This window comes from Actinokineospora globicatena, from assembly GCF_024171945.1.
In the GTDB taxonomy this organism is placed as follows: domain Bacteria; phylum Actinomycetota; class Actinomycetes; order Mycobacteriales; family Pseudonocardiaceae; genus Actinokineospora; species Actinokineospora globicatena.
In genome coordinates this window covers 1-13,066 of record NZ_JAMTCR010000004.1, presented here as the reverse complement: position 1 = coordinate 13,066, position 13,066 = coordinate 1, and the positions used below count along the sequence as shown (strand labels likewise).

General features: G+C 63.1%; 6 protein-coding genes and 1 pseudogene. 3 read left to right on the top strand and 4 right to left on the bottom strand.

Translation table 11 applies throughout. From position 1 onward, the window contains the following. Nucleotides 1–451 precede the first annotated feature (451 nt). The 3 genes from LV79_RS18930 to hsdR are packed head-to-tail and all read right to left on the bottom strand — an operon-like array spanning nt 452 to nt 5,963. The gene (locus LV79_RS18930; protein ID WP_253838603.1) at nt 452–1,099 is read right to left on the bottom strand and encodes a restriction endonuclease subunit S; all 648 of its coding nucleotides are present in this window, start codon (nt 1,097–1,099) and stop codon (nt 452–454) included. After that, the gene (locus LV79_RS18925; RefSeq protein ID WP_253838602.1) at nt 1,099–2,526 is read right to left on the bottom strand and encodes a class I SAM-dependent DNA methyltransferase; all 1,428 of its coding nucleotides are present in this window, start codon (nt 2,524–2,526) and stop codon (nt 1,099–1,101) included. Before LV79_RS18925 ends, LV79_RS18930 begins: the two co-directional genes overlap by 1 nt. A 2-nt stretch (nt 2,527–2,528) precedes the next feature. Then, nucleotides 2,529–5,963 carry a type I restriction-modification system endonuclease gene (hsdR, locus tag LV79_RS18920; protein ID WP_253838600.1) on the bottom strand — a complete coding sequence of 1,145 codons (3,435 nt, stop codon included), beginning with the start codon at nt 5,961–5,963 and terminating at the stop codon, nt 2,529–2,531. A gap of 1,072 nt (nt 5,964–7,035) precedes the next feature. Here hsdR and LV79_RS18915 point away from each other — a divergent pair. Next, entirely contained in the window at nt 7,036–9,114 is a 2,079-nt protein-coding gene (locus tag LV79_RS18915) for an AIPR family protein (RefSeq protein ID WP_253838598.1), read from the top strand. Between the two features lie 1,514 nt (nt 9,115–10,628). Next, a pseudogene (locus LV79_RS18910) lies at nt 10,629–10,816 on the top strand (IS5/IS1182 family transposase); the annotation flags it as partial. 394 nt (nt 10,817–11,210) lie between these two features. Here LV79_RS18910 and LV79_RS18905 read toward each other — a convergent pair. Beyond that, a complete protein-coding gene (locus LV79_RS18905) occupies nt 11,211–11,840 on the bottom strand; it encodes a hypothetical protein (RefSeq protein WP_253838596.1) in 630 nt (209 codons plus the stop codon). Nucleotides 11,841–11,955: 115 nt separating this feature from the next. Between LV79_RS18905 and LV79_RS18900 the strand changes: the two genes are divergently transcribed. Continuing rightward, the gene (locus LV79_RS18900) at nt 11,956–13,026 is read left to right on the top strand and encodes an integrase core domain-containing protein (RefSeq protein WP_253838593.1); all 1,071 of its coding nucleotides are present in this window, start codon (nt 11,956–11,958) and stop codon (nt 13,024–13,026) included. The last annotated feature ends 40 nt before the right edge of the window (nt 13,027–13,066 follow it).

Genomic DNA, 13,066 nt, shown 5'->3' with positions numbered 1-13,066 from the left:
ACTCCGCGCGAAAATCCGATACCTCGCAGGCGCAGGAGCCGAACGCTCGGCGAGCACTTGGTAATCCACCTCGATCTCGACCGGCGCAACCAGCGTCCTCATCAGACGCAGCAAGCACCGATGCCCAGTCATAAATTCTTACGATCACACTTGGGTATAATCCGGCAGTCCAACCTACAGGTCAGAGCCATCGAGCCGAGTTTTGAACTCCAGAGGGATGTGCGTTGGTGCCGAGCACCCCCCGCTGCAACGGCAGCCCGAACATGCCCTGCTCGCGCTCTTGAATGTCCAGTCTCCCTATGATCCACCACCTTTTCACTAGGTGACCGGAGCCGGTCCTGAACCTCACATGTGAGATTCAGGACCGGCTCCGCTGTCGTTCCAGCGCGCGAATGACGGAGTGGTGGACCACGAAATCGCCTACGTCGTCGACGGTCACATCAAGCTGAGACTAATCGACCAGCGCGTGGTCATTGACCGAGGCCGCCTCAAGGCCCGCGTACATCTTTGCGGCCGAAGTGATTCGCAAATTACGCAGGTTGTTCAACTCGGTTCGCAGTCGGTCCTCGACGCAGTTGGCCAACTCGTCGATTTGGTCCATCAAGTCCGCGATACGCTGCTGCTCGTCGGGCGGCGCAATCGGAACCTGCCACTGGGCCAACCGCGCTGCGCCGATGTGGTGAATACCCACCCCCCTAGCGTGCTCGACGAAGGCTCCTCTCCGTGCCTCGTGCCGGAGAAAGTGTAGGAGATACCGCGGGTCAATGGCGTGACTGCGGACGCGGATCAGGGTGTTCTGAAAGCAGCAGTTGGCGATTTCGCCCGTCCACATGGCAGGTTTGCCGACTTCGGCGGCACTACCTGAGGCTTCTCCCACGAGGATGTCACCAGGTTGAAGTAGGAAGGTTTTGGCTTCGGTCTCCGTAAAGTTCATGGTCTTGACGTCGTCAAGGTTCAAGCCGCGCCAGGTTACGTTCGCCGCCCTCAGATACGGGCGCATGTTGTCGCCAATCCGGTTCTTGGGCGATAGTTGCCGTCCTAGGCGTACGTCTGCAACCTCTTTCAAGGGTACAGTGGCCCAGGTGGTCACGATAGCCATTAACGCACCTCCCCATCGACGATCACGCGGAGCATTTCAAGGTCGTTCATCGCCTGCTGCAGACTCTTGGTCATCCCTTCGATGACACTAATTGGATCAGTATCCTTTGCATCCTCATCGCTACCATTCGAGACGGACCAAGGGAAGTAGAGACTGTCGTCCTGTCTGGCAATGTCCTCGCGGGTGAATTGGCGGAAGCGTCCCCGAGGACCATGGTCAGTGCGAGGCGATTTCCCGTAGGGGTCGTCGCCGAATTCGCGCTCGAAGTCGGCGAAGAATGCACGGGTGAGCACGTTGCGTCGACCGAAGGAAGAGACCCCGGAACGAAGGTCGTATATCCAGGTCTCCTGGGTGTTTCCGGTGTCGCCCTGGCCTCGGCAAAGGAAGAGCACGTTGGCCTTTACACTCTGGGCGTAGAAGAGACCCTCGGGTAGTCGCAGGATGGTGTGGACGTTGCACTTGTCCAGGAGGTCCGTCCTGATAGGACGGGCTTGGGCATCGTACAGGACATTGTCGGGAAGTACGACGGCGGCCCGGCCGCCGGGACGGAGCGTCCGGTAGATGTGCTGCACGTAGGCGAACTGCTTGTTCGAGGTGCGATAGGTGAAGTCTTCGCGGTCAGTTCCCCCGCCGGTCTTGGTGCCGAACGGCGGGTTGGTCAGTACCACGTCGGCGGACGGAAGGGCCGCGCCGTCGGAGGTGAGGGTATTGCCAAGCCTGAGATCACCGGTGAAACCGTGCAGGAGGGCGTTCATCACGGCGAGGCGGTGCGTGTCAGGAACCAACTCCATGCCGACGTAGGCGTGGCGCAGTTGGGTGTTCTGCTGCTCGGTGCTCAAGTCATACAGGTCGTTGGTTGTTTCGCAGATGTAGCGGTGCGTTGCGACGAGGAATCCAGCGGTGCCAAGGGCGGGATCTTGGACAACTTCGCCAGCCTGCGGCTTGACCAACGCGATCATCGAGTCAATGAGGGGGCGAGGTGTGAAGTACTGCCCAGCGCCTCGCTTCGACTCGGTGGAATTCTTCTCCAGCAACCCCTCATAAAGGTCGCCAAGACCTTCGGTGCGTGCGTCGAACCAATCCAAGGCGTCGAGATCGGTGACGAGCTTGGTGAGAACTCGCGGATGCCTGATCGACGTGCTCGCGTTGCCGTAGACCACTCGCACCTGCCGACTGGGGGCCTTGCCGCCCAATCGGATGAGCAATTCGCGGTAAAAATCGTACTGCTCGACACCCTTCCGCTTCTCAAGGTCATGCCAGCGATAGCCTTTCGGCAAAAGCTTTTCTTCCTCGCCGGTCTCGGCCGCCATTTTGAGGAAAAGAAGGTAGGTCAGCTCGGTCACGTACTGTTGGTAGGTGACTCCATCGTCACGAAGATCATTGCAAAGGGCCCAGAGCTTCGCCACGATGTCTGCAGTACGGGTCATTGTCATCTTTCGCTCACGCCGGAGTTGGTCCAAACCTGTTCGGTCAAATGGTTTAGCACCTGATCAAGCCGGCCGTCAAATGCACGATCGAGTCGCGTAAAGCCGCCGAATTCCTGACGGAACTGCCCGTCGTCGAGAAGTGATCGGTCGAGGTATCCGTGAGTCTTCAAAGCTGAAGATATCTTCCTTAGCAAATTTCGTCGTACCGTGGTCCAACGCACGATGTCGCGCGACAGCAGCGCGTCGACTGCCGCATCGACACGGTGTTCGAATGGCACCAGAGGAAGGTCTCGGCCGAAGTGGAGGACGTAGCCGATCATCTTCGCACCGAAGTCGCGGTTCGTGACCTCGCGCACGGCGGTGCGGAGGTTGGCCTCCGTAAACCCGTGCGCCTCGAGCGACGTGAGGAACTCGCCCAGTTGGGCCCGGGACAGCTCGCTCGGCGCCCGCAGAGCGACGTCGAGCCACGGGACGTCGCTCGGTCCCCGCAGCAGACGTTGGAAGGACTGGAGGTATGCGGCTGGTTGCACTGAGTCCCCGTACGCGCGGCGGGTGGCAATAACCTCGTCTTCCCGGTCGTCGATCACCGCCTGGCGGGGATCGAGGACCACTCCGCGCTCGATGAGTGCAGCCAGTTCGGGAAGACGGGTGAAGGTGGCAACGAGTTGGTTGAAGTCACCGGCCCGGATGACATTGTCGATGTAGTCAGCGGGCGAACGTGCCGTGAGCCGCTCGAACGCCTCGGCCGCTGCGGCGGTCAGCTTCGGGAGGCGTCGCTGCAACCGCGCCGCGAGCTGTTCAGCGATCTCCTGGACATGCTCGGGACGGTCAGCGTCGATCAGCTCGGCGATCAACTGCTCGGCCGTAACGCTAACGTTCGCGATGACCGGCTGCATCGACGTCAGCGGTTCCAGGGCCGCGTAGAGCCCGACAGCGTCGTGGATGCGGAAGGTCTCTTTCCCAATCTCCGAACACGGCCGCGTCGCCCGGCCCAGCATCTGCTCGAAAAGAATCCTACTCCGCACCCGGCGGATGAACACCAGCTTGTCGACCTTAGGGATGTCGACCCCCGTGGTGAGCAGGTCCACGGTCACGGCGACCTGCGGAGTCCGCTCGTTACGGAACCGCCTGATCAGACGTTGTGGCCGGTCCGATCTGCTGGTGATCTTCATGACCAGCTCGCCATCGATCTCTCCCCACAGCTCCTCCAGGGCGCGGTTGAGAGAATCGACGACTAGATCGGCATGCGCGTCGTTGACGCAGAAAATGATGGTCTTGCCGTCCTCACCCGGCGTGATCTCCTGGGCTAATTCCCGGCACACGGCGTCGTTGAAGCCGGTCGTGATCACCCGGCGGTTGAAGTCGTCGACCTGGAAGTTCAGCTCGTCCTGGAGTTGGTGCAGCTCGACCCGGCCGGTTTCGAGGTCGAGGATGCTCGCTTCGGTCCCACGGTCGAGGTGAATGCCGTAGGTATTGAGCTGCGTCGCGATCTGGGTGGGAGGTTCGTGGTCGATGAGGTAACCGTCGATGACGGCCCGTCGGTAGGAGTAGGTGTAGATCGGGTCGCCAAAGATAGCCACAGTGTGCGCGGCAGGCGTCGCTGTCAGGCCGATCTTGACGGCGTCGAAGTGGTCCAGCACGCGGCGGTACTCGCTCTGGTACTCCGCTTCGGAGCGGAACTCGAGTTCGCCCGGTGTCATAGCACGGTCGAGGGAGTATCCGCGGTGGCACTCATCGACGACGATGCAGTCGTACAGGTCGGGGTCGAGCCGGGCTTGGCCGCAGTCGTGGTCGGCGAGTCGGTGCACCATCGACTGCACCGTCGCGATGTGCAGTCGAGTGGTGGCGTCGACGTGAGGTTTGTCGATGGTCGCGACTTCGTAGATCTGGGCCAGCGTGTTGACGCCGTGGACGATCTCGCTCTTGAACTTCTCCTCCGCCTGTTCGCCCAGGGCTAGACGGTCCACCAAGAACAGGATTCGGTTGAACCGCTCGTTGCGCAGCATCCGCTCGATGAAGCCGAGGCAGGTTACCGTCTTACCAGTACCTGTGGCCATCGCGACCAACATCGCCCTGATGCCGTCGGCGATGCGCTTCTCCACCTCCGCGATCGCGTCGCGTTGGTACTCGCGAAGCCGCGGGGCAAAGTTGGAGTCGTTTCGGATTGTCTCGTCGGCGTTGCTGCGGTCGTGGGTCAGCAACTGCCAGAGCGTGCTGGGGGAGGGCCACTCGCGGCGAGGCCGGGAGAGGTTGGTGGGCTGGCGAACGTCTTGGAACCATAGACCGGACGCCGTTCTCAGCTGCTCTAAGTATGGTCGCCCGTTCGTGGCGAACAGGAATGGCACCTTGTACTCGCCCCACGGCCCCCCGACCGCTGGCTGAGGCACGAAGTCGTTGAAGTCCCGGCTGTAACGTCTGGCCTGCCCAAGGTCGCCGGACACATCTTGTGACTCAGCTTTAGCCTCGACCGCACCTACAGGGGTGAGCCCGCAAAACAGGATGTAGTCCGCAGGTCCCGAGGACGTCGGCCACTCCGCGATGGCCATGTACTTCCCGGCGACCGGTCGAGCACCGACGCCATGACGCAGCCTCTCCGAGTGGGCTTCCCACCCCGCAGCGCGAAGCTGCTCGTCGATCACGGCCCTGGTCTGTGCCTCGCTTAGCCGCACTCGACGCGACGCCCGGATAGCCCTCTGGACGATATCGTTCCGCTCGGCGGCGGTCAGCCCCTCACGAGCCGCCTCAAGATCGGTAAGCCTGGCATTATACTCCTCTTGGGCGCGGTTGAGAGCCTGCTCGGTCTCCAGCGCCAGGTCGAACGCGGCCTGAAGATCATCGCGTGTCTGAGTGACGATGACCTCGGCCTGCTGACGAGCTTCGGCCTCCGAGTGCGCCTGGTCAGCGGCAGCCCGCGACGCAGATCGAGCACGGACGAGTTCATCCCGGAGTTGTTCGAGGTCGCACCTGAGCTCGGCGACTTCGTCGGACGCGAAGTCTGCTGGCCGCGCTGGAGGGATGAACGAATTGGGACGTGCAGACGACGGCTCGTCCAGGGTCTGGTGAAACCACACTCCTAGTTGGAAGCAGGCGTGCAGACACGTCAGTGCCTCACGCTGATCATCCAGGTGGCGGTGGACCGCCCGATTGCCGGACCGGCGGATGCGCTCGAACAGGTGGTAGACGTCGCCGGGCAGCAGCTGACCTTGGTATAGGGCCTCGATGAGAGTCGCCAGATCAGTCCGCGGGTTGACCTGCTGACCGCCCTCAACGGCGAGCCGTTGGACCAGGACCTCCGCGAATTGCCGCATCTTGTACAGCGCGACGTTGGGATCGGTGAACACGTGCAGTTCAGCGCCAGCAGCGTAACGAACGAGAAGCGGCTCCAACGACAGCAGGTAGCCGAAGTTGACCGACGCTGCAGCGAGCTGCTGTACCATGTCTGCTTGATCGTTTACCACGCGGTCCCCCTACGTCGTGTGGACCGCCCCAAGATAGTCGGCCGCGCTGGCAGGTGTACCTGAGGAGGCTCACGAGGTCGGTCTCGGAGTCTGAGCAACGTACGCACGCGCTGATGCACCGGGAGCTCGATCTGCTCGTGCCTGGATCGCAGACGCGGACCGGTGCCGTCGGGCGGGCCCCCGGGGACGGAGTTCGCCACGAAGCCGCGCCAAGCCATGGCGATGCTGGCGCGCGTGTTCGCCATGGGAGGTGCCGTCCCGGTGGATCACCCCCGATGAGGCCCATGGGCAGGTCAACTACCTGCGTGTATAGCGGATAGGCACGACACCGCGCGCGTGCTGGCCACCAGAGTCCACGAAACACTGTGGTCACCACCGGCGGTCATGAGGCCCATGCCAGCGAGCTGGTCGCAGGCCTGCCCGCCAGGGTTTGGCGGCGGATGTCAGCCAGTAACGGTACACACACCGCGCGAGTACAGCTGGGCGCGGGTGGTCATCCGGATCGGCTGGCGGTCTGGACGGTGAACACTGTTTGCTCGCCCGCCGCACACTCCAGGATCCGACCGAGATCGCCCATTACCTCTGCTTCGGATCCCGCTGCTTAAGGCTGTCGGACCTGGCCTGCATTGCTGCGTCCGCGAGTAGCAGATAGTTGCGAGGCGCCGGTTTAGGTCTAACACGCGGAGCATCTCCACGTCCTCCGGCAACGGGCGGAGGCCTCATAAGCTCCTCGCGTTCGTCGGTGGCCAATCCGTCGGTGCGGGTGCGCTCGGCCTGCACGACCCTCTGCCGCACTGCGGTCTCGCTCAGGGCGAAGCCCTTCGCGAGCTGGCTAACCGATCGGTCACCCCGCGAGCACAGCTCCACGATCTCGACCTTAAACTCCGGAGTGAACGACCGCCGAAGCCGCCGCTTCTACCTGCCCAGGGTTCCATGATGAGACATCCTTCCGGGGACACGCTCCCCCAATCTCAGATGTCTGTCAAACGATGGGCACACCCGCGCCGTCCGTCCCAGCACAGCCGCCCTTCCGCCCGCCGACAGGAGCACAGTGACCGCTCTGCACGCCCAGCAACTGGAGCACGCCCTCGACGAGCAGTTCACTGGGATCGTTAAAGTTGACGATCTGTCGAAGTTTGAGCAGCGAATCCAGCGAAGCTCCTTCCTCTCACGTTCTCTGGCCGCCTTGGCGATCCGTGAGTTCACCGGCTACCCACTCCAGCGGTGCGCGGAGTGCGTCATCGACTCGTTCGGCGACCAGGGCATCGACGCCGTGGCGGTAGACCTCACCTCGGAAGAGCCGCAGGTCTGGGTCGCGCAAGCGAAGTGGAGCAGCGACGGCACAGCCGCCTTTTCCAAGAGTGCCGCCCTCGACCTGAAGAACGGTCTGGAACTGCTGATAGCCCGCGAGTACCAGTCGTTCAACGCCAAGTTGACGCCGCTTGTCGCCGATCTGGAGCGGGCACTCAGCAATCCGCGAGTCCAGATCACCCTGCTGCCAGTCTGGGCAGGACCCCAGCCGATGGGGACTGAAGCCAGGGATGTGTTGGACCGGTTCTGCGCGGAGTACGAGGAGTCGCTGCGCCTGCGCACCCTGCGGCTTCCCGACTTTATCCGCATCCTGCGCTCAGGGATCGCCGAACCACAGATCAATCTAAAGGCCTCGGCCGCAGCCGTCGACGTCAACCCAATCAAGGAGCCCATCCTGGCGTACCACGGCACGATCGGAGGAGAAGAAATCGCACGCTGGTACGAGGACAACCACCACCGCCTCTTCCAGCGAAACATTCGTAACCCCCTTGGGGTCACTGCAGTGAATCGCACACTCGTGGAGACACTCCGCAACAGGCCCAAATACTTTTGGTATTTCAATAATGGGATCACAGTGCTATGCGATAAGGTGATCATGGGCCCGCGGGGGGACTTGGAGATGGAAGGAGCAAGCATCGTGAACGGAGCCCAGACCGTTGCCTCCGTTCACGAGGCGTATCAGAGAGCCCCGGACATCGCCACACACGCGCGGATCGGCATCCGCATCATCTCCTTGGCAGACTGCCCAGAGGGCTTCGACCACGACGTCACACGGACGACTAACACCCAGAACAGGGTGGAACCCCAGGACTTCATCGCCCTGGAAAAGGTGCAGCAGCAGCTCCGCGATGACTTTTTGCTTCGGCTGCGAAAGACCTACGTCCTGCGCCGGGGCGAAGAGCCACCACAGTCGAAGGAAGACGGTTGCACCCTCAGGGAGGCTGCGACCGCGCTCGCCTGCGCTCACGCGTCTCCGGAACCGTCTTTCCAGGCCAATGTGGACATCAATCTTCTCTGGGATCCCAAGCAGCACCACCACCTGTTTCCGCTCAACCGTACCGATGCGGTGAAGACCTGGCGCACCGTCCTGATACTCCGAGAGATCGAGCGGCAGATCGACCTCCAACGCTCGCAGTGGGAGGGGCGCGCTGGCACCCTCGCCGACCTCGGTCGTCTACTCATCGCCCACATAGTTTATCAGCGCCTGCCCGTAGGATGGCGAGAGACTGCGGAATCGGATTGGCCGAAGGTACCGCCATACGTCGCCGAGCTCGTAAAGGATGCCGTGGCCACATTGATCCACGGGATCGATACGGGTTACGGACCCAAGAGCCAGGTGAGTAGCATCTTCCGTAATGCCGACCGATATGCGGACCTCGTCAGCTCAGCACTGGCGGCTCTGCAGGGAGAGCGTCAGCCGCCGGCCCTTTCAGCGGAATACCGCGCAGCCGAGCGTGAACGGCACGCACGGCAGGCCAACGCAGTCACCGTGATCTTCGAGAATAATGCCCTCGAGGAGGGGACCCTCGTCGAATTCCGTCCGGTCCCGGGTCGCGAACAGCAGCAGCTCACTCCCTGGCTCGCGGCAGACGCCCGCCGGGCCCGCGCGACTTGGACCCGCCAGCGCCGCAACTGCCTGGTGTGGGCGGTTGACGGTGTCGCCTACTCACCGTCCGGCCTGGTGCAAAAGATGCTGGTGGAAGCCGGTTACCAAAGCAAACCGCTCCAAGGCACCCGACGCTGGTTCGTTCCGCAACGCGGTTCCCTGGTGGACATCGCCAACCGTTTGCGGCAGGCATCAGAGGAAGAAGAGGAATGAGGCTTTCCTAGAACCCTTTTCATCCTGCGGGGTCCCAGAACCCCGGCTACATGGCTCCGACCTGGTGTTTAGACCGTGTCCAACGTGGTGGTGGGTCGTTGGGTTGATCATGGTTGAGGGTCGGTGGTCGTGAATCGTTCCGGAGGGTTTGTGGGAGCTGGTGCGGCCGTTGTTGCCTGTGCTGATCGAAAATGCTGGCACCGACTGTGAGCTGTGGGTTCATGCGGCGATTGGTATCGGTTGAGCAGTCCGGCGAGGCGTTGCGTGCGCGCGATCCAGTCGCTTGGGGTGAGCCAGGGGATCACGTTCGGGTCGTCGCCGGGTGCTCATAGTCCCTGACCTGAACATCCTGGAGCAGCGAGCTGCACTTTTGATCCAGCCACCGAGTACTGGCCAGCGACATACTGAGACCGTGCAAGCGCTGAGACCAGGTAATCAGATCAGAGTAAGCCGAGCGACCGCCCTCGGTGGGCACGTCAGTGGTTGTAGAGACGAACGACGGGACATCCTTGGCCTACACCGGGCGTGCGCCAGGCACACGTCCACCAAGGTCACGCAGCGTAGCAACATGCAGCGCGTTACCACGTGCTCCAAGCGTCCACCCGCGCCAGCCACAGCGCATTCATCTACCAGAGCGCGCATCACCGCACCCGCGTGCGGGAGCACGCCGGGGAGCAAACGGGGAGCAGAAATGCACTCTAAACGGCACTGAACCGCATTCAATGACTTGGAACGTACACGCGTTGACCTGCCGAAATCACATTCCGGCAGGTCAACGTGATATGCCGTACATAGTTCACACACAAGTGCTCTCTGAGCAGCGCTCAACGAGCTGCATCGGCCTCTAACCGCAGGTCAACGGCATCGTAAGGCTGACTCGGGACCCGCAAGGTCGGTGAGCACTTAGTTGTCACCACAGTCTCGACTACCGCGGCCAGCATCTGAACAAGCCGCAGAAGCCACCAAACCCAGTCACGACCCGTCCGATGAACAGGTTCCGCCCCGGCAACCTATCTGCAGGTCAGAGGCATCAAGCCGAGTTTTGGAGCCTCCCAGGGCCGCGATCAGCCTGCTACTGGCCGCAGTGCTGCTCCGCGGCATGCAACTGGTGTATCGGGCGATGATCCGCGTCGTCACCCGGATCGCCGAGCCCTCGATACGCCACACCACAGTGGGCAAGATCGCGCGCGGATCAAACTGCTGGACATCGGCTACTTGCTCGTCGAAGTCACCCTGCTCGTCGAAGTCTCAGGTGTGATCCGCTCGATCGGGCTCGACTTCGAGGTGCGGACTTACGTTGCGGCTGGCTCCGCGGTAGTCATCGTCATGACGGTTCGGCGCCTCTGGCCACTCACCCGCTGTGGCATCTGACCGACGGCGCCAGAGTCCACGCACACCACTGCGAACGCACCGCGTCGTCAGTGGCTACGCCCCACCCTTTCCACGTCAACGGTCACCGCGCTACCGAGCTCTCGACGCGAAGTGGTTGATCGCGGCGCTACGCCCGCCGCCAGCGGAACAAGCCCGAGTCGTAGAGGGTCGCCAACCGCGCCCATGCCCGCCTTTGCAGCCCCGGCGAACACGCCAGCGCCCAACTTAAGACCTGGCGCGTCCTGGCAAGTCCGCCTCCAGCCCACACCGCGTCTGTCGACTCGCCAAGGCCATCTACGGGCCTTGGAACCATGAGACCACAGCGAGATGACAAAGGCTCACTGTCTATCGGTGGTGACCGTCCGGTATAGAGTGATCAGTTCGTCTGCCTCGCCTGGCGGGTCGTCGGCGGTGACACCGAGCGCACGCAGCCACCCGGCGAGGACCTACGGTGTGGTCGGTGGCGGATGGTTGCTCCAGCCGCTGAGGTCGACGTTCAGCACGCCGTCGGGATGGCGCTTGTGGTGCGCGTTGAGCCAGCGCGTCGGCAGGTCGGTCTTGCCCCACTCAGGCTGGTCACTACCACATGGGTCGGCCCCGCCGTGGTGAGCAGACGGTCAATCGGTTCCATTCACCCCACCGCCACCCAACGCTCCACCGCATCCGCATCCCACCGATGTCGCCGTGTCATCACCGGTGGCTCGCCGGAACGACCGGGGGCTGGGCTACTTGAGCTCGGACAGGTTGAACACCGGGTCGTACCCCAGGTCGAACTGGCGGGCCTTGTAGCCGGCGTAGATGTGCACGCCGTCGACCTCCTGCGCCAACCGCTCGTGATAGGTTTCGCCGGGCCGCAATTCGTTCCGGGCTAGGCGGTTGGCCTCCCGGAGACGGGCGGCGGTCAGTGGGACGTCGGGTGGCTTGACTCGCGCGGCCACCTTCGCCTGCACGAGGATGTAGTCGACGCGGCCCTGGTCGAACTTCGCGCTGATTTCCCTCGCGAGGTTACCGAAGTAGCGGTCCTGTTTCATGTCGTGTAGCAACGACCGGACGTACTCGGGGTGGCCCTGGTAGTAGTGCTTTCCGTCGAGTCCCAACCGGACGCCGAGATCCGCCTCGGGGCCCTTCGTCTCCACTAGGACGTACCCAACAACCTCGCCGTTGCGGCCGTACCGGGCGTAGACGAGGTCGAACCGCCCCGCCCCGCCGCTGACCTCGAGGTCCTCGATCGGGCGGCCTGCCCCGTCGCGGACTACGTCGTCCGGGGGGCGGTGGATGGCGAGCCGCTCGATCCGCTCGAGGCCCCGGTCGCCCGCGCGGGCGACGTCGCGCGCGCGGGCGACGAGGTCGGCCATCGCATGCCGTCCGGAGATGTCACCCAGCGGCTCTTGTGGGGTTCCAGAACTCTGCACTGAGGCGCTGAGCTGGGGCGATCGCGCACCATGTGCTGCAGGAGCATGATCGTGAGGCGTGGCGCTACGACTGCTGTACCTGATCTTCGCCCAGGTCGTCGGCTGGTTGGTTCTGCTCGGCCGGTCATCGGCGGCTAAGGACGCGGAGTTGCTGGTGCTGCGACATGAGGTCGCCGTGCTGCGCCGGGCCAACCCTCGCCCGCGGTGGAACTGGGCCGACCGCGCTGTGCTCGCCGTGTTGGTGCGACGCCTGCCCGACTGGCTACGGCAACGCCGGTTGGTAACGCCGGGCACCGTCCTGCGATGGCAGCGGCGCCTGGTCGCGAAGAAGTGGACCTACCCGAACCGGATCGGGCGACCGCCGGTCGACGATGCCGTGGTGGCGTTGATCGAGCGGATGGCCCGGGAGAACACCTGCTGGGGCTACCGCAGGATCCAGGGCGAGCTGCTCAAACTCGGCCACCGGGTCGCCGCCTCGACCGTGCGCCGCGTGCTCAAGCGCCTACGCATACCGCCCGCACCCGAGCGCGACAGCGACACTTCATGGCGGCGGTTCCTGCGCGCCCAGGCAGTCAGCCTGTTGGCCTGCGACTTCTTCCACGTCGACTGCGCCGTGACGCTCAAGCGGGTCTACGTGTTCTTCGTGATCGAGGTCGCCACCCGCTACGTCCACATCCTCGGCACCACCACCAACCCCAACGGAGCATGGACCACCCAACAAGCCCGCAATCTGCTCATGGACCTGGGCGACCGGGCAGACGACTTCCGATTCCTCATCCGCGACCGGGCCGGTCAGTTCACCACTTCGTTCGACACAGTCCTCGCCGACGCCGGCATCCACGTCGTGAAAACCCCACCACGGTGTCCACAAGCCAACGCCCACGCCGAACGGTTCATCGGCACCGTCCGACGCGAAGCCACCGACCGACTGCTCATCATCAACGAACACCACCTGCGAGCGGTGCTGGACCACTACGTGAACCACTACAACCACCGCAGACCACACCAAGCCCTACAACTCGCACCACCACAACCAGACCAGCCGATCGCAGAGCCAGGCTGCACGTCGATACGTCGACGACCAGTCCTCGGCGGCCTGATCAACGAGTACGAACCCATCGCTGCGTAAGCGCAGGTCAGGCCACGTGGCCAACTATTGGCACCCCACA

Excerpts from the sequence above, each read along its gene's own strand:
- LV79_RS18930 (WP_253838603.1), bottom strand. The coding sequence starts at position 1,099 with ATGGCTATCGTGACCACCTGGGCCACTGTACCCTTGAAAGAGGTTGCA.
- LV79_RS18925 (WP_253838602.1), bottom strand. The coding sequence starts at position 2,526 with ATGACCCGTACTGCAGACATCGTGGCGAAGCTCTGGGCCCTTTGCAAT.
- hsdR (WP_253838600.1), bottom strand. The coding sequence starts at position 5,963 with ATGGTACAGCAGCTCGCTGCAGCGTCGGTCAACTTCGGCTACCTGCTG.
- LV79_RS18905 (WP_253838596.1), bottom strand. The coding sequence starts at position 11,840 with ATGGCCGACCTCGTCGCCCGCGCGCGCGACGTCGCCCGCGCGGGCGAC.